This is a genomic window from Marinobacter salinus, from assembly GCF_001854125.1.
GTDB lineage: Bacteria > Pseudomonadota > Gammaproteobacteria > Pseudomonadales > Oleiphilaceae > Marinobacter > Marinobacter salinus.
The window spans coordinates 3,706,592-3,723,210 of the sequence record NZ_CP017715.1 but is presented as its reverse complement, the minus strand read 5'-3'; the positions used below and the strand labels follow the sequence as shown (position 1 = coordinate 3,723,210).

The following is a 16,619-nucleotide window of genomic DNA, read 5'->3' as shown; positions in this document are numbered from 1 at the left end:
ACAGGAATTGGCCCGAAGTTCAGGTGAGACTATCAAGTAACCGGGGTTTCTCGATGACGAAGCCCTGAGCATAATCAACACCCAGTTGCGTCAGCATATCCAGAATATCCCGGGATTCAACCTTGGAGGCAATGACTTCCCGTTTCATGTAATGCGCCATTTCCACCATCGACTGGACCATGGCACGATCCGTTTCACTGGTGGTCAGCTGCCCTGTAAACGCACTGTCTATCTTGATCAGATCCACCGGCAGTGCCCGCATGAACTGGAATGAACTTGGGCCGCTGCCGAAATTGCCCAGACAGAACCGACAGCCCAGCTCCTTCATTTCCAGAACAAAGTCAGCAACCGCTTCCACATCGTTAATGGCAGAAGCTTCCGTGAGCTCGAACCAGAGCCGTTCGATGGGCGCTTCTTTCTGGCTTAGCTTTTCATAGATAAATTCCAGCAGAGACTGGTCATTCAGGGAGTAGCCGGACAGGTTAATACAGATTCCACCGAGGTGACGCGGATCGGGCGCCTTTTCCTGCAGCCAGTCGAGCATATGCCCCACTACCCAGCGGTCCACCGCCTGCATACGATCGTACCGCTCCGCCATTCTGACGAAATCCCGACCGGTTATGAGGGTGCCAGCATCATCGTACATGCTGATCAGCACCTCATACTGGGGAGACATGGAGGTTCCGGCGTGCAGCGGGATTATTTTCTGACACCGCAGCAACATGCGCTCTTCGTTCAAATCGCTCAGGCCAGCCACCTTGGCAGCAATCTGTTCCTGGCGCGACTGATCCCCCGCATCCAGCGAGTATTCGGCAACCTTTCCATGCCCCTTTTGTTTGGCGGCGGCCAGCGCCTGCTCTGAGGCCCTCAGCCAGCGCTCAGCGCTAACCAGGGCGGGCAACTCAGGCACCACGCCAGCGCTGGCGGACAGCTGGTAACTGCGGCCATCGAAAGCGAATTCCGCATCCTCAATGGCTTTGATCAAGCCGTTAGCAACCTGCAGTGCATTTTCGGCCGGAACCAGCATGGCAAACTCGTTACCAGCCAGGCGGGCCAAGGGCATGCCGTCCTCGACATGAAGGGCTAAAATATCCGCCACCTTTTTAAGGGTCGCATCGCCGGCCTGATAACCGGCCGTGTCATTCAGCAACCGGAATCGGCGCAAGTCCAGCCTTACCAGCGCTCGCTCATCCTCATGCCGGGCCAACTGCTGATCCAGCATGCGTTCGAACTCGCGGCGCCCCAAAATCCCCGTCAGCTCGTCGTGTGTCGACGCCCACGACAACTGATCGTAAACCTTGCTGACCATCCGATCGATACTCTCATCAACCAATGGCCGCTCGTACTGGCTATCCGGAACAATGATGCCTTTCCGCATCTGTCGGGCCAAAGCCTCGAGCTCAAGCTCCACCACACGCATGCCCTGATGGTTCACGAATACGAACCGACTGAAACCACGGGCAATCCACACCAGCCGGATATACTGTGGCTCCTCCGGCTTTTCCTGGTCCCTGAGCCAGTCACCGGTACGCAGTTGCTGGACCCGGTTGATCCAGCGCTGAAGGCTGCGCTGTTCGCGCTCGGACACAACCTTTTTGTCTTTCTTTTCAACCGGTACCGCTGGCACCTCCACCAGCTCGGGAGATTTATCAGGACTGCGTACCAGAAACTGTTTTAACTCGTCCCGGATCTGGGAAGACGGCATGTGATTGCTCGAAATAGAAGCCAGGCCATCCTGAATAACTCGTAGCAGTTCCGGCAGATTGATGTTGCTGTCCGGATCATCGGCAAACGACAAAAGGGAATCAATGACTGCAAGGTAGTCACCCCAGAGCTGGCTATCCGGCCCCTGGCGAATCCAGGTCAATGACAGCAGATCACGCCAGCCCCCATCAAGCAGACTCAGAACGGCCTTGGGAACCTTCCTGCCAGCCAGCTTCTGATTCAGAACTTCAGTAACTGCTGCCTTGGACTCGGCGACTTTCTGCGCCCCCTCGGCCGCAGCGGTGACCCGTTCCACGTTTCGTCGATACACCAGGTTTTGGCGATCAATCAGGGAATCGAGCTCCTGCACTGTCTGCTCAAATACTCCGGTATCCTGCTCAAAGTCCGTGGAGATACGCTGAACCAGCTCATCCACTCTTCGCTGCACAACCGGGTTGATTCGACCACCTTTGACACCCAGCTGTGCAAGCCGATTCATAACGCCACGCACCGGGCTGTCCTGATCATCAAAAAAAGCAGGATCTCGCATCACCACTTTCAGAACGGGGACCTCCAGTTGCCGCATCCGCTCCTGGGCGTATTCGCTGAGCTTAGGGCTCTCAACCACAGATCGGAAGAAGCGGTCCACGACATCCAGCGTACCCTGCTGCTCTTCGTCCAGTTTGTTATCACCATGCTCACGAACCTTCTCTACCACCCGCTCCTTGAGGGGGGCTATCGCCACTGACGGATCCGCAGCCTGCACCTGCAGTTGCTGAAGTTCTCGCTGAAACTCACCGGCGGAGATTGGCCTGGCATTGGGAGGGAACGGGACGGGCTCGGAGTCGCCCCGGGCAGCTCGGCTGGCAGTCAGGGTTCCGAGCAGGTTGCGAACAGTGGCAAAGGCGGTTTGGGCCGCTTGGGCATAACCACGAAATTCTCCACCGGCACGGCTCCCCCTGGCCCGGCCGGAACTCTCAGCGCCGGTCTTTTTCTGTGCCGCCACTTCCGGTTTTTCTTCCCGGGCGGACGCCTTTTTGGCCGGTCCGGATTCGGTCGCGGCCTCTGCCTTGGATTCCGTTTTTGTGGCCGCCTTGTCACTGAGATATTTGCTAAGGTCAAGATCCGGCAACACGCCATGCCGGATCAGAATATTGTTGAGCTCTTGATACAGCGGCCCAAGGTGTTGCAAAACACTTTGCTCAAAAACCTTCAGGCAGACCTTCTCCACTTCCCTTGAGGCCTTGAGCTGATTCAGACCGGCATGGAAGGACTCGCAAACGAGGGAGGGGCCAAGCGGATTGTGGTGGCCAGTAGCATTGGCGACGCCGAGATTATCCAACCGCAGTTTTAACTGAAGCAGATCTCCACGGTACTGAGTGTCTGCCTTGGTGACCATGACCCGGATCGTGAGCCAGTCCTCGAACTCCCCTTTGTCCACCACGGAAAGCTCAGAACCGGGAAAGCCTTTCGGGGCTGGTTTCAGGGGTGATTCAAGGGTGCGAGCCATCTGGTGCCAGATGACGCGCTGGCGCGCCTGGAGCTGACCCGAGGCGTCCATAAGCTCATTAGCCAGTTGATCATTTGGAGCCTTCTCGGCGGCTTTTTTAAGCCCTGCCACCATTTGCACCAGGCAGTCACCCATCAATGGTTCAATGAACTGGATAACGGCCTTTGCACATTGATGCAACACAAACTGGACGCGATCACTCGGCGCCTTCAGGGAGGAGCGGTCCTGATTACGGGAACCACCGCACTGCTGCAGCATGGCGTCCACCGCCTGGGGGTTGGGCCGCGTAAAGTTGACGCCCATGGCGCCATCAATGCGACGAACAATACTGACATGCAGCTCGTGGCGACGCTGCCCGTCAAGGCTTCGAAAGCGCACCAGAAGTTCTGACGGGTTGCCTTTGGCGAGCGCACGGTCCAGCTTGCGGGAGGTCTCGCCAGAGTAGCGGACAAACAGCCCCTCAGCACAGAAGTCCGCAATCTGGCAAGGCCAGGTTTCACCGCCGCCCAGATCGATCTGGGCGGCCAGTTTGATGGCTTTGCGGGGGCTGGTACGACGCTCTCTCGGATCCATGAACTACCTGATATTTCGCAAAGCCGGAACAAACGGATGGCAACATTCAACACTGCCCGACTTACATCCCTGAAAACGGTGACAGCTGTCACCTGCTACTGTAAAAACCATATCTGTAATTCTGTAATATAGCCGCCTGATTCCGACAGACAACCAACCTGATAATAACATTCCGCCGCCATGAGACAGCTTAGTCAGATATATCTTCTTTTGCTACTGGTATCAGGCCTTAACGGATGTACGACCATTGGCTACTACAGCCAGGCCATTGACGGTCATATGTCACTGATGCTGGCTGGTGAGCCAGTGGACGAACTCATTTCCTCCAACACCGTTTCTCCAGAGCTCCAGCGCAAGCTCCTCACCGTCCGGCGGGCCCGGTTATTTGCCGTCGACACGCTCGAGCTGCCGGCGGGAGGCGCGTTTACCGATTACGTGGAGCTCGACCGCCCCTGGGTTGTGGTCAACCTGATCGCCGTACCGGAGTTTTCACTGGAGCCCCACCGATGGTGCTACCCCGTTCTTGGCTGTCAGGCCTATCGAGGTTATTTCAGTCTCAAGGACGCACAGCGGGAGCAAGCGGCATTCAGGGAGGACGGTTACGATACCTTTATCGGCGGCGTAAGCGCCTATTCCACGCTCGGGTGGTTTGATGACCCTGTCCACTCCGGTTTTACCCGCCTGTCCGAGGAGCGCATGGTGGCACTGATGTTCCACGAACTGGCTCATCGAGTGATTTACATTGACGATGACACCGCCTTCAATGAAAGCTTTGCCACGGCGGTTGAACTGGAAGGCCTGCGACTCTGGCTAACGCTGGAAGGCAATTCTGCCGCCTTTCAGCGCGCACTTGAACGACTGCAACAGCGAGACCAGACAGTGGCACTGGTCCAAAAGGCCACCAATGAGCTCGCACAACTCTATCGCCAGCAGGAGAACCTGCCCCTCCAACAGCTTCGACAACGCAAATCGGACATACTGACAACTCTACTCCGAAGCTACAACCAGCTTTCAGAGCATTGGAACCAGCCTGGGCCTCTGGGACGGAGCCCGGCTGCGCTGAACAACGCAAACCTTGCGCTGTTCCAGCAGTATAATCAGTACGTCACGGGATTCCGTCAGCTACTGCGGGATAACGGAGACAACTTTCCCGCCTTCTATCGATCTGTCGCGAAGCTTTCCGAGAAGCCTGCGGACGAGCGCATACGTGCACTCAATACGCTGTCAGAGAGGTTTGAAGAATACCTTTGAATTACGCTGGCTATTGTATGATGCCAGCTTCGGGCCCGGCAACGCATTGACTGTGGAAGGCAGAAATCCACGCTCCCGAAACCAGTGTTCAGCCTGTGTCGTGAGCACGAACAGCTTCTGAACCCCCTGCCCGCGAGCCAGTTTCTCCACCATCGCCAGAATCTCGTCACCTCGACCCCCACGACGATAATGCGGATCCACAGCAAAGCAGGAGAGCTCTCCGGCGCCTTCATCAGGATAACTGTAGAGGGCCGCACAGCCGACAATGGTGCCGTCACGTTCCACCACCACAAACCGGTCAATCTCGGTTTCCAGCATCTCACGGGACCGACGCACCAGGATACCCTGTTCTTCCAGAGGCTGGATCAGCTCCAGAATACCCCCTATATCCTCGGCTTTCGCTTGCCGGATCTGTTCGTAATTATCACCACTGACCAGAGTGCCCGAACCATCACGGGTGAACATTTCTTCCAGCAGCGCGCCATCCTTCACATAACTGATAATATGCGCACGTCTTACTCCCTTCACGCAGGCGTCACAGGCCGCCTGCAACAACGACGCATCATGGCCTGTTACAGTTCCTGCCGCTAACCGCTCGGAGGCCTGGCGAGCGGTTAGCTCGCGAACCAGAGTGCCGTCCTCATCCACCAGTCCCTGATCATCGATAAAGACCATCAGCTTTTCCGCCTGCAGCGCTGCCGCCACCTGGCTACCCACATCTTCATAGGAAAGGTTGAACGCGTCGCCAGTGGGGGAATAGCCCATCGGAGGCAACAGAACAATATGCCCCAACTCCAACAGTTTCTCGATGCCGGCAACATCAACACGCCGAAGCTTGCCGGTATGGCCAAAATCAATGCCGTCCAACACTCCCACCGGTTTGGCCGCAACGTAGTTCCCGCTACTGACCCTGATCCGGGCATTGTGCATCGGTGAATTCACCAGCCCCATGGACAACTGGCTTTCCAGGTAGGCCCGTAACCCGCCAGTGGCTTCCATAACCATCGGCAGGTGGTTTTCCGGAGTAATCCGCAAACCTCGGGCAAACGACGACTCGATGCCCGCCTGATCCAGGCGCGACTGTATCTGCGGGCGTGCCCCATACGCCACCACCAGACGCACCCCGAGGCTACTCAGCAGCGCGATGTCATGCACAATATTAATAAAATTCCCGTGCTCAATAGCGTCTCCGGGAATTGTCAGTACCACCGTTCGCCCACGATGGGCATTGATGTAAGGGGAGGAATGGCGGAACCCATGCAGCCAGTCGTTTGATTTCAACCCTGTCTCCAAGTCAGTCGTTACAAGCAGTTTACAGGCAAAATTGGCGGATCAGGCCCTTGAGGATTCTAACCGTTGGTTCCAGCTGCGAGAGCTCCAGAAACTCGTCCGGCTGATGGGCCTGATCAATCGATCCCGGCCCCATGACCAGAGTCTCAAGCCCCAGCTTCTGTAACCAGGGAGCCTCGGTCGCGAACGCCACCGCATGAGCAGCATGCCCTGTGAGCTTCTCACAGGCCTTGACCAAAGCAGCGTCAGCCGGCGTCTCAAACGGAGGAACGCCATCAAACAGCGGCTCGAATACCATGGACAGCTCTCGCCTCTCGGCAACCGGCTGGACCTTCTCCAGAATCGCTTGCCGCAGCGACTCCATATTCATGCCCGGTAAAGGCCTCAAGTCAAAATGCAGCTCACATTCGGCACATATGCGGTTCGGGTTATCACCACCGTGGATACATCCCGGGTTCAGTGTCGGTACCTGAACTTCAAAGTTCGGATTGCGGTACTTTTCCTGCCACTGGGCGCGCAGGTTCAGCAGCTCTGTCAGCGCTTCATGCATTCCTTCAATGGCATTGCGGCCCAGCGCCGGGTTCGAAGAATGGCCGGACTGGCCCTCAAATTTCAGGCGCTCCATCATGATACCTTTGTGCATACGCACCGGTTTCAGGCTGGTGGGCTCGCCAATCACCGCATAACGGGCTTTGGGCTTGCCGGCGTCGGCCAGTGCCCGCGCTCCATTCATGGAGCTTTCTTCGTCGGCAGTCGCCAGAATAATCAGCGGCTCCTTCAGTTCCTGGCCGGCAAACTCTCTGGCCGCATCAATGGCAAGTGCGAAGAAACCTTTCATGTCGCAAGTGCCCAGGCCATACCAACGGTTATCCCGCTCGGTAAGCGTAAACGGGTCACTTTGCCAGCGCTTGTCATCAAACGGCACAGTATCCGTATGGCCGGAAAGCACCAGCCCCCCGGGGCCAGTGCCCAGAGTGGCAATCAGGTTGTACTTGCCCGGCATACCCGGCACTTCCATGATTTCGGTCCGGAACCCCAGGGGTTCCAGCCATTCCGCCAGGACTCTTACCACCGCCTCGTTGCTATGATCCCAGTCGGCGGAAGCGCTACTGATAGATGGCAGGGAAATGAGGCGAGCGAGCATATCCTTGATGCCAGGCACCGCCGCGGTATTAACTGCGGACTGCGACATAAATTCCTCTCAGACCCCCACTAAGGGTCATTGCGTGCGGCCGCGCCGCCAAACCTCGAATTTGGCAATGGCGCGCTGCAACATAGGATAAGCCACTTCACCTCCGGCAACCACTCGGGCCACCTCAAACTCGCGATCACTGACACTCACCAGGCGCCCTTCCACCACGTTGTCGTTGGAGAGCGTTACTCGAACCTTTCGCCCGATCCAACTACCGGCATTCTCCAGCGTGTCAGCGTACCAGCCTTCAACCTCAGGGTTCTCCCGGGGCGCAATCGGCTCAAGAGCCTCCTTTGAAGTTTGCGGGGCAACCGTAGCCACCTCCTGCAAATACACATCGGGCACCACGGCACCATTATATTCAACGTTCCAGCCAGAACCCGAAGCCTCGCTGGCAGAGGCGTAAACCGGAATACCAAAGGCCGGTGCACCTGGCTGAATTGCCGCGGTAAGCTCCCCGCCCTCCAGCAGCCACTGCCGATACAGGGCCAGCAACTGCTTACTGGCCATCAACCCCCGGGCTTCGAGCCCCTGACGAAATGCATTCAGAGCCCGACCAGCCCACTCTGGCGGCTCAAGACCTGCCTCCCGGGCACAATAGGCCGCGACCCGCCGCATCAATCCGCCGTCACGGAGCGTGACATGCATGGGCTCAGGAGAGCTGGCCAGGGTGTTATCAGGCTGGCCGGGATCCAGGCGGCCCCCAGGCCAGTCCATATCAATACTGCCGGTACCGGCAGTGCTGAGCTCCGCATGAAGACCATCCGGACTCTGGCGAAGCATAAACTCTCCGGCAAGACCGGTAATACCCATGCGCATCAGGTCACCACTGCCAATCTGCTGTCGGGGATCCGGTGCGCAGGAAAGAACAAAGACCGCAGGTTCACCCTCACGGTCGTCGCCATCGGCGGTTACCCAATTACGAAACATAGTTGCTTCAAGCAGGAGCCCAAGCCCCTCGGCCTGAAACTTCCAGTTACCAGGCAGCCGGGCGGGATCAGCAAGTGAGGTCAGCAAGTCAACGGGTGATCCGGCGTCAAATTCCATCCGGCCAATTTCAAGCGGCCGGTTCAGCCGGAAGTCCTGCCAGCTGCTGCCAGCCAGCACCAAATGGCCGTCGATACCTGAGCTGATGGTCCCTCGCTGGAGAACCCCCCATGCATCAAGCGCCGTTCTCGCCTCGGCCAGACGCTGGTTCGCCAGCCACCAGACCGAGGCTTTAAAACCCACGAAACCGATAAGAACGAGAACGATCAGCATTGTTAGCAGGCGCTTCATCCGGGAACTCCTCAGGCAGCGCCGTCAGTTTCGAGATATCAGGGTACCGACACCCTCATCGGTGAAGATTTCCAGCAAGCACGCATGGGCAACCCGGCCATCGATGATGTGGGATGTCCGCACACCGTTTTCAACGGCGTTCAGGGCACAACGTATCTTAGGCAGCATGCCGCCATGGATGGTGCCGTCCTCGATCAGGTCGTTGACCTGCTGTGCGGTCAGCCCCGTCAAAACCTTGCCCTCTTTGCTCTTCAGGCCAGACACGTTCGTGAGCAGAATCAGTTTCTCTGCCTTCATTGCCTCGGCCACCTTCCCGGCAACCAGATCCGCATTAATGTTGTACGAGGCGCCATCAGGGCCAACGCCAATCGGCGCAATAACCGGAATCACATTGCTGCGGGTCAGCATTTCAATCACGTCTACGTTCACACTGGCGACCTCGCCGACATGACCGATATCGATAATCTCAGGGCGCTCCAGCTCCGGCGAACGATCAAACACTTCCAGCTTTCGGGCACGAATAAGGTTGGCGTCTTTGCCGGTCAGCCCAACCGCTGTACCACCCTGGGCATTGATCAGAGACACAATTTCCTTGTTAACCTGCCCGCCAAGAACCATTTCAACAACGTCCATGGTCTCTGAGTCGGTCACACGCATGCCGTTAACGAATCTGGACTGAATGTTCAAACGCTCCAGCAGTTCCCCGATCTGAGGACCACCACCATGAACCACAATGGGGTTGATGCCCACCAGTTTCATCAACACAACATCGCGGGCGAAGCTACTCTTCAGATCTTCATTCTCCATGGCGTTACCGCCATATTTGATCACCACGGTCTTACCGGTAAACCGTTGAATATAGGGCAGACCCCGGCTAAGAACTGAAGCCACCTGCATTGCTGTTTCACGATCCAGCGCCATGTTGTTGCCTTAATAATCCGTAGTTAAAACGTTAAATAACCAGCGATCAGAAAGTCGCTGTAATATCGGGAGCCACTTTCTTCAGCTGCTCCCGGAACAGATCTTTTATCCGCTCCAGCGCCTCTTCGGTCTCTGCCTCAAACCTCAGAACCAGCATAGGCGTGGTGTTGGACGCCCTGCATAAACCCCAGCCATCGGCATAATCAACGCGAATCCCGTCAATGGTGCTGGTATTGCCATCACCAAAGTCACCACTCTGACCAAGACGCTCTATGATTGCGAATTTGCTGCTCTCGGTCACTTCGACATTCAGCTCCGGGGTACTGATGTCCTCCGGGAAGTCTTCAAACACTGCCTCGCTGTCTCGGTCTTCAATACCCAGAATCTCCAGCAGGCGCGCGGCTGAGTATAGCCCATCATCAAACCCGTACCAGCGCTCACCAAAGAAGATATGGCCGCTCATCTCACCGGCCAGCAAGGCACCGGTTTCTTTCATCTTCGCCTTCATCAGCGAATGCCCCGTTTTCCACATGATCGGGCGGCCACCCGCCTCAGAGATCACACCCGCAAGACGGCGGCTGCATTTGACGTCGTAAAGCACATCCGCTCCGGGATTTCGGGACACCACATCGCGAGCGAAAAGCATCAACAGCCTGTCCGGCCAGATTATCTTGCCCGTATTGGTGACGACACCCAGGCGGTCACCATCTCCATCGAACGCCAGCCCCAGGTCAGCGCCCTCTTGTTTCACCTTGGCGATCAGATCCGCCAGGTTGGCGGGTTTACCAGGATCCGGATGATGATTCGGGAAATCACCGTCCACGTCACAATAAAGGGGCACTACCTCACAGCCCAGCTCTTCCACCAGCATGGGCGCGAGTTCGCCCGCGATACCGTTGCCGGCATCGACCACCACCTTGAGGGGTGCGGCAACGGCGATATCGCCGACAATACGGTCAAGATAAGCGCGACGAACATCTTCCGACGACTGACCGCCCTGACCACTCACGAAATCGCCGGTTTGGGTGCGCTGGTAGAGTTTCTGTATAGCCTCACCAGAAAGCGCTTCACCGCCCAGCATGATTTTGAGGCCATTATAGTTGGCGGGGTTATGACTGCCGGTCACCATAACGCCGGAGCCTGTCTCGAGAGCATGAGTGGCAAAATAAAGCACCGGCGTAGGTACGGCACCCACGTGAATGACATTGCAGCCAGTACTCATGATACCTTGCGCCAGGGAGTCGGCCAGCTCAGGACTGGAGTGACGCCCGTCATAACCAATACAGAGCTCAGTGATACTCCGCTCCATGGCTTCCGAGCCAATAGCCCGCCCGATGATCCGAACAACATCCGGCGAGAGGCTTTCATCCACAATGCCACGGATATCATAGGCGCGGAAAATATCCGGAGACAGCTCAACCTGGGGCAGGTCCATTTCTTCGACCTCGGGCGTACCGCCACTACCAGATACCGCGCCATCTCCACTGCCAAAGCCCAGTACATCTTCGTCGCCGTCCAGCATGTCAATATCCGGCATATCCTTGTCCTGGAACAGCGGCTCCTCCGAGTCGGCAGCCGAAGACTTATTGGCCGCGCGCTGCTTTGGCTTGGCCGTTCCAGCCGCTTTGACAATTCGCTTTTCGACGACCTGGGAAAGCCGGAACAACACCTCACCGGTAGAGGCGATCATGTCCCATCGAAACGCCGGAAGCTTTACCCGTTCGCCGCCAAACACCTTGTGGGACCACTGAATCAGAGCCGTCACATCTTGCCGCAGGCCGCGTTGGGCCCCGCTGAGCAAAACCCAAACAACAATTGCAGCGACCAGTGCCGGAACACCAACCAGCAAGGCGATCATGACAATATCCACTGGCGGTGCCAAAGACCTTGCCGGGGTGTAGGCCACCGACCAGTCGGGGTTAGACAATGAGCGGGTTTCGGCTGCCCCCGATGCACTGCCGTTACTGACCACGGTCTTCGCCGCGCCAGAGACAGTCTGGACAAGTGCCAGCTGGCCGCCAAGCCGGGAATTGACCACCTGCAGCAATGGCCGCAACTGCGTCGCATCAAACACCACCAGCAGGCTGCCAACTACAGCATTGCTGACGGGATTACGAACCGCTGTCGCCATCTGGAGAAACCAGCGGTTATCCCTCGGGAAGGCGTCCGGATGCTGGGCCTGACCGGTTTCCGCCTTTCGGGCCAGCTCAAGACCGGCAAAACCAAGAAGCGAATCACCGCTGGCGGCCCTGGGAACCATCCGGTAGGGGAACAGGTGCACGCTCTCTATACCGGGCAAAGCATTGGCCAGTACCCCTTCTGCCGTCACAATTCCACTGCTGTCAGACACCGCATTAATGACACCAGGCCGGCTCGCAAGACTGTTTACACTGCTTTGCATCAGCTCCAGATACTGGTTGAGCCTGAGGACAGCGGCGTCAGCCTCAATCGCTTTCTGAACCTCAAACTGCTCTCTGGCCGACGGTTGAACGACCAGAAATTGAATCAGGGCAGCAGCGATAACACCAGCCAGGACAACCACCAGTGCCTGACTGCTAGCCACGGAATTCAGACGTTTCAGCTTGGGGCCCGCAGCCTTTGCTTTCCCGGTTTTTGCCCCTTTCCCGACGGGTTTCTTATCACCGGACGTGTCGGAAGTCTTCTTCTTACCCAGCTTCATAGTCCATCCTGCAGTCGTATTTTTTCGGCCCGGACAAGGCATTTATCCGCAAAGTATCAAAGTATAGACGCCGGCCAAAGGTTATGCGTGGCCGGAGACTGTCACTGCGAACCTGTTGAACCAAAACCGCCCTCACCGCGCAGGCTGGCATTGAACTCTGAGACAACCTCAAAATCCGCCTGAACGACCGGTACCAGCACCAGTTGGGCAATGCGCTCGCCAATCTCGACAGTGAAGGTGGTTTGGCCCCGGTTCCAGCAAGAAACCATCAGCTCGCCCTGGTAATCCGAATCAATCAGCCCGACAAGGTTCCCCAGCACGATGCCATGTTTATGGCCGAGGCCGCTTCTTGGCAGGATCATGGCTGCCAGAGACGGATCGTCAATGTGAATGGACAGGCCGGTTTTTATCAGCCGGGTATCGCCCGGCTCCAAAGTCAGCGGCTGATCCAGGCAAGCTCGAAGATCAAGGCCCGCGGAACCGTCCGTCGCATAGGCGGGAAAAGCGATCTGGTTTCCGATGCGGTCATCCAGCACCCGCACCTGCAGTTTTTTTCTGGTCATGAACTGTCCTTTTTGAAATGGTTCAGGGGCAACGGGTCAATCCGCAGCCCTGTCCAGGTGCTCGCCAATCAACGCAACAAGGCGCGCAGCGATCTGTTGTTTACTGTCCGGCCCGATAGCTTCCTGACCATCAGGCCAAAAAACAGTGACCACATTATTGTCACTATTGAAGCCCATTCCCGGCGTGGACACGTCATTTGCCACAACCATCTTCAGCTTCTTGCGCTGCAGTTTTTCAGTAGCGTAACGAGCAACATCGCTGGTTTCGGCAGCAAACCCGACGGTAAAGGGCGCGTCCTCGCGGGCAGCAATGGTGGCAAGAGTGTCAGGATTGCGCACCAGCGGCAGGGACATCTGCTCACTGGATTTCTTGATCTTGTCGCCGGCACAGGTTTCCGGGCGGTAATCTGCAACGGCAGCCGTCGCAACAAAAAGGTCACAACCCGCATCCACAGCAACCGCAGACTCACGCAGCATATCCTCGGCGGTCAAAACGTTACGAACCTCAACCCCCACCGGAACCGGAATATTAACCGGACCACTGATCAGAACCACTGTTGCTCCGGCATCGCGAGCGGCGGCAGCGACGGCGTAGCCCATTTTCCCGGAGCTGTGATTGCTGATGTAACGAACCGGGTCAATGGGCTCACGGGTGGGACCAGCGGTAATAACAACCCGCTTGCCCGCCAGCGGTCCGTGACCATTTTCATGGTCAATAAGCCCCGCCAGTACCGCCGGCTCCAGCATTCTCCCCGGCCCGGTATCACCACAGGCCTGCTCCCCCTGATCCGGTCCCCACAGGCTGACCTGGGGATCGGCCTGCAGCAGCTCAATATTCCGCCGGGTACGATGGTTCCCCCACATCGCCTGGTTCATGGCCGGAGCAACAGCAATAGGCGCTTCCGTGGCACAGCACAGGGTCGTCAGCAGGTCATCTGCCATGCCTTGGGCCAGCCGGGCAATAAAATCGGCTGATGCCGGAGCGATCACGACCTGATCCGCCCATTTAGCCAGCTCAATGTGCCCCATCCCCGATTCCGCCTCAGAATCCAGCAGCGAGGTGCGCACCGGTTCACCACTGAGTGCCTGAAAGGTTAATGGGGTAACAAACGCCTCCGCACCCCGTGTCATCACGACCCGCACACTATGCCCCGCCTTCTTGAGGAGGCGGACCAGTTCCGCGCTCTTGTAGGCAGCGATGCCACCGGTTATCCCCAGCAGAATTCGTTTGGCGGCCATACAGGCTCCGTATCATTGCAAAAAGAAAGGCGTATAAGATAACACGGTCCGACAGAGCAGACAGCCTGCCAACCCTCCCGGGACGTTTACCATTTGTTTCTTTTTAAAGTAACCTTTGTAACTGTGAGACACAGATCGCGGCGCAGGATGCGCCATGGAATCGCCAGACCCCCTACGCAAGGAAGCCCGAATGCCCAATCCCGAATGGCCCACGGACGAACGTCCGCGGGAACGCTTACTGAACCATGGGGCGCCGACCCTCTCCGATGCCGAACTCCTGGCAATCTTCCTGCGCACCGGCACCGCCGGTGTGCCCGTGATGGCGATGGCCAGGTCATTGATTGATGACTTTGGCGGCCTCAGAGGGCTAATGACTGCATCCCAAAGCCGATTTTGCCATGTAAAAGGGCTTGGCACCGCCAAATACGCTCAGGTACAGGCCGCCATGGAAATGGCGAGGCGCGTCATGGACGAACCCCTGCGCCAGGGTGACCCGCTGCGCTCACCGGAAGACACCCGTCGCTTTCTGACCAGTCGCCTAGGCACTTTCCCCCACGAGGTATTCGCAGGCCTGTTCCTCGACAACCGACACCGTATCATCCACTACCGGGAGCTGTTTCGCGGCACCATTGATGGCGCCGCGGTTTACCCCAGAGAAGTGGTACGCCAGGCACTGGAAGATAATGCTGCAGCGGTTATCTTTGCCCACAACCACCCCTCCGGCGTCGCGGAGCCCAGCCAGGCAGACATTTCCCTCACCCGCAGACTGAAAGACGCACTCGCCCTTGTCGACATCAGGGTTCTTGACCATATGGTTGTGGGGCACGGTGAGGTAATATCACTGGCTGAACGGGGGCTAATGTAAGTGCCTGGACGCCACCGCCAAAAAACTGGCCAAATTCCCAACAATTTTTTGCGTTGGGGGTCTGGTTCTGGTATAAAAGCGTCCCTTTCTGGCGGCGTCTGGCAAGCAGCGTTCAGTTTAGAGGCGCGAACAGGAGCGTAAATGCTCCTTAGCAACCAGAGACGCATTTAAAACGAATTCGTATATTAAGACCATTGCTCAGGTCGGAGGCAAGTATGTCCAGAGTTTGTCAGGTTACCGGTAAGCGTCCGGTCACCGGTAATAACGTTTCCCACGCGATGAACCACACTCGTCGTCGTTTTCTGCCGAATCTGCAGAACCACCGTTTCTGGGTTGAATCCGAGAAGCGTTTCGTGAAGCTGCGCGTATCCACCAAGGGCATGCGCATCATCGACAAAAATGGCATTGACGCTGTGCTGGCAGACCTTCGTGCCCGCGGCGAGAAATTTTAAGGAGCCGCATCATGCGCGAGAAAATCAAGCTGGTATCTTCAGCAGGCACTGGTCACTTCTACACGACCAAAAAGAACAAGCGTAACACTCCGGAAAAGATCGAGATCAAAAAGTACGATCCGGTTGTCCGCAAGCATGTTGCGTACAAGGAAGCCAAGATCAAGTAATCATTGATCTTGCATCCAAAAAAACCCGGCCATGTGCCGGGTTTTTTATGTCTGACTCAAAATACAAATCTAAAAGGTTTCCAGATATCCCTTGGGCAGCGCCACATCCAGGGCAATTGGCAAGTGATCCGATACCGGATAACTCACCACTTCCGAGCGCCGGATTTCCAGCGAAGGACTGACCAGAATATGATCCAGCGCCTTCTCGGGGCGCCAGCTCGGGAAACTGTGCGCCGTATCCGGCAGCGGAACAAGATCCGTTTCCTTCAGCGGCGTCTGCGTCAGCAACTCCTCCGCGTGATTGTTCATATCACCCATCAGCACGACGTGCCGATAGTCCGCTATCTGCTCCCTGATATAGCCCAGCTGCCTTTGCTGTGCTGCCTTGCTGAGCGAGAGATGCATAAGCACGAGCACCAACGGATCATCTGCGGAACCGTAGCGGGCGATAATTGCACCGCGTCCGGGAATAAGGCCTGGCAATTTGTGCTCGGTAACATCCAGCGGACGAAAACGGCTCAGAAGACCATTACTGTGCTGGGCAATCTGGCCAAGGTTTCGGTTAAGCTGCTGGTACCAGTACGGAATGCTTGCCGCTTCGGCAAGGTACTGCACCTGATTGATATAGCCACTACGCAGACTGCCTCCATCACACTCCTGAAGAGCAATGACGTCGTAATTGCGAATCAGGTGGGCGATACGATCAAGATTTTCGATCCGGCGACGGTGGGGCAGAATGTGCTGCCAGCTTCGGGTCAGATAGTGGCGATAAGAGGCGGTGTGGATGCCGACCTGAATATTGAAAGTCAGAAGGCGAATGTGACGATGGGGCTCGAATTCCGGCACATGATCCGACCCTGAGCAGGCTCCACGTGGTTCATTGGCCGACCTGACAATACCAGTAAGCTGTTTTCGGATTCGTTTGTACATATCG

At 56.9% G+C, this 16,619-nt stretch carries 13 protein-coding genes; 4 read left to right on the top strand and 9 right to left on the bottom strand.

Features of this window, described 5'->3' with window-relative positions:
* Window positions 1-19: 19 nt before the first annotated feature.
* The gene (locus BKP64_RS17135) at window positions 20-3,787 is read right to left on the bottom strand and encodes a DUF1631 family protein (protein WP_070972830.1); all 3,768 of its coding nucleotides are present in this window, start codon (window positions 3,785-3,787) and stop codon (window positions 20-22) included.
* Between the two features lie 180 nt (window positions 3,788-3,967).
* On the opposite strand from BKP64_RS17135, the gene BKP64_RS17130 reads away from it, so the two are divergent.
* Entirely contained in the window at window positions 3,968-5,038 is a 1,071-nt protein-coding gene (locus BKP64_RS17130; RefSeq protein WP_070972828.1) for an aminopeptidase, read from the top strand.
* On the opposite strand, the gene argA is transcribed toward BKP64_RS17130, so the two are convergent.
* From argA to coaBC, 7 genes are all read right to left on the bottom strand, one after another.
* Window positions 5,012-6,319 (bottom strand): amino-acid N-acetyltransferase, encoded by a 1,308-nt coding sequence (argA, locus tag BKP64_RS17125; RefSeq protein ID WP_070972825.1) that lies wholly within the window; start codon window positions 6,317-6,319, stop codon window positions 5,012-5,014. The two genes, BKP64_RS17130 and argA, sit on opposite strands and share 27 nt — an antisense overlap.
* Window positions 6,320-6,350: 31 nt before the next feature.
* Window positions 6,351-7,520 (bottom strand): acetylornithine deacetylase, encoded by a 1,170-nt coding sequence (gene argE / locus BKP64_RS17120; protein ID WP_070972823.1) that lies wholly within the window; start codon window positions 7,518-7,520, stop codon window positions 6,351-6,353.
* Window positions 7,521-7,547: 27 nt separating this feature from the next.
* A complete protein-coding gene (locus tag BKP64_RS17115) occupies window positions 7,548-8,798 on the bottom strand; it encodes an acetylornithine deacetylase (protein WP_070972821.1) in 1,251 nt (416 codons plus the stop codon).
* A gap of 24 nt (window positions 8,799-8,822) precedes the next feature.
* Window positions 8,823-9,719 carry an acetylglutamate kinase gene (gene argB, locus BKP64_RS17110; protein ID WP_070972819.1) on the bottom strand — a complete coding sequence of 299 codons (897 nt, stop codon included), beginning with the start codon at window positions 9,717-9,719 and terminating at the stop codon, window positions 8,823-8,825.
* Window positions 9,720-9,765: 46 nt separating this feature from the next.
* A complete protein-coding gene (locus BKP64_RS19700) occupies window positions 9,766-12,399 on the bottom strand; it encodes a phosphomannomutase/phosphoglucomutase (RefSeq protein ID WP_070972817.1) in 2,634 nt (877 codons plus the stop codon).
* 101 nt (window positions 12,400-12,500) lie between these two features.
* Window positions 12,501-12,962, bottom strand: a complete 462-nt coding sequence (gene dut / locus BKP64_RS17100) for a dUTP diphosphatase (RefSeq protein ID WP_070972815.1) — start codon at window positions 12,960-12,962, stop codon at window positions 12,501-12,503.
* A 36-nt stretch (window positions 12,963-12,998) separates the two neighbouring features.
* Complete coding sequence (gene coaBC / locus BKP64_RS17095) at window positions 12,999-14,201, bottom strand: bifunctional phosphopantothenoylcysteine decarboxylase/phosphopantothenate--cysteine ligase CoaBC (protein ID WP_070972813.1); 1,203 nt, start codon at window positions 14,199-14,201, stop codon at window positions 12,999-13,001.
* Window positions 14,202-14,391: 190 nt separating this feature from the next.
* On the opposite strand from coaBC, the gene radC reads away from it, so the two are divergent.
* From radC to rpmG, 3 genes are all read left to right on the top strand, one after another.
* Window positions 14,392-15,066 carry a RadC family protein gene (gene radC / locus BKP64_RS17090; RefSeq protein ID WP_070972811.1) on the top strand — a complete coding sequence of 225 codons (675 nt, stop codon included), beginning with the start codon at window positions 14,392-14,394 and terminating at the stop codon, window positions 15,064-15,066.
* A 215-nt stretch (window positions 15,067-15,281) separates the two neighbouring features.
* Entirely contained in the window at window positions 15,282-15,518 is a 237-nt protein-coding gene (gene rpmB / locus BKP64_RS17085; protein ID WP_070972809.1) for a 50S ribosomal protein L28, read from the top strand.
* Between the two features lie 11 nt (window positions 15,519-15,529).
* The gene (gene rpmG / locus BKP64_RS17080) at window positions 15,530-15,685 is read left to right on the top strand and encodes a 50S ribosomal protein L33 (protein ID WP_008173465.1); all 156 of its coding nucleotides are present in this window, start codon (window positions 15,530-15,532) and stop codon (window positions 15,683-15,685) included.
* A gap of 69 nt (window positions 15,686-15,754) precedes the next feature.
* Here rpmG and BKP64_RS17075 read toward each other — a convergent pair whose 3' ends face one another.
* A complete protein-coding gene (locus tag BKP64_RS17075; RefSeq protein WP_070972807.1) occupies window positions 15,755-16,615 on the bottom strand; it encodes an endonuclease/exonuclease/phosphatase family protein in 861 nt (286 codons plus the stop codon).
* Window positions 16,616-16,619 lie beyond the last annotated feature (4 nt).

Coding starts and splice junctions, on each gene's coding strand:
- BKP64_RS17135 (WP_070972830.1), bottom strand. CDS start 3,787: ATGGATCCGAGAGAGCGTCGTACCAGCCCCCGCAAAGCCATCAAACTG.
- BKP64_RS17130 (WP_070972828.1), top strand. CDS start 3,968: ATGAGACAGCTTAGTCAGATATATCTTCTTTTGCTACTGGTATCAGGC.
- argE (WP_070972823.1), bottom strand. CDS start 7,520: ATGTCGCAGTCCGCAGTTAATACCGCGGCGGTGCCTGGCATCAAGGAT.
- BKP64_RS17115 (WP_070972821.1), bottom strand. CDS start 8,798: ATGAAGCGCCTGCTAACAATGCTGATCGTTCTCGTTCTTATCGGTTTC.
- argB (WP_070972819.1), bottom strand. CDS start 9,719: ATGGCGCTGGATCGTGAAACAGCAATGCAGGTGGCTTCAGTTCTTAGC.
- BKP64_RS19700 (WP_070972817.1), bottom strand. CDS start 12,399: ATGAAGCTGGGTAAGAAGAAGACTTCCGACACGTCCGGTGATAAGAAA.
- dut (WP_070972815.1), bottom strand. CDS start 12,962: ATGACCAGAAAAAAACTGCAGGTGCGGGTGCTGGATGACCGCATCGGA.
- coaBC (WP_070972813.1), bottom strand. CDS start 14,201: ATGGCCGCCAAACGAATTCTGCTGGGGATAACCGGTGGCATCGCTGCC.
- radC (WP_070972811.1), top strand. CDS start 14,392: ATGCCCAATCCCGAATGGCCCACGGACGAACGTCCGCGGGAACGCTTA.
- rpmB (WP_070972809.1), top strand. CDS start 15,282: ATGTCCAGAGTTTGTCAGGTTACCGGTAAGCGTCCGGTCACCGGTAAT.
- rpmG (WP_008173465.1), top strand. CDS start 15,530: ATGCGCGAGAAAATCAAGCTGGTATCTTCAGCAGGCACTGGTCACTTC.
- BKP64_RS17075 (WP_070972807.1), bottom strand. CDS start 16,615: ATGTACAAACGAATCCGAAAACAGCTTACTGGTATTGTCAGGTCGGCC.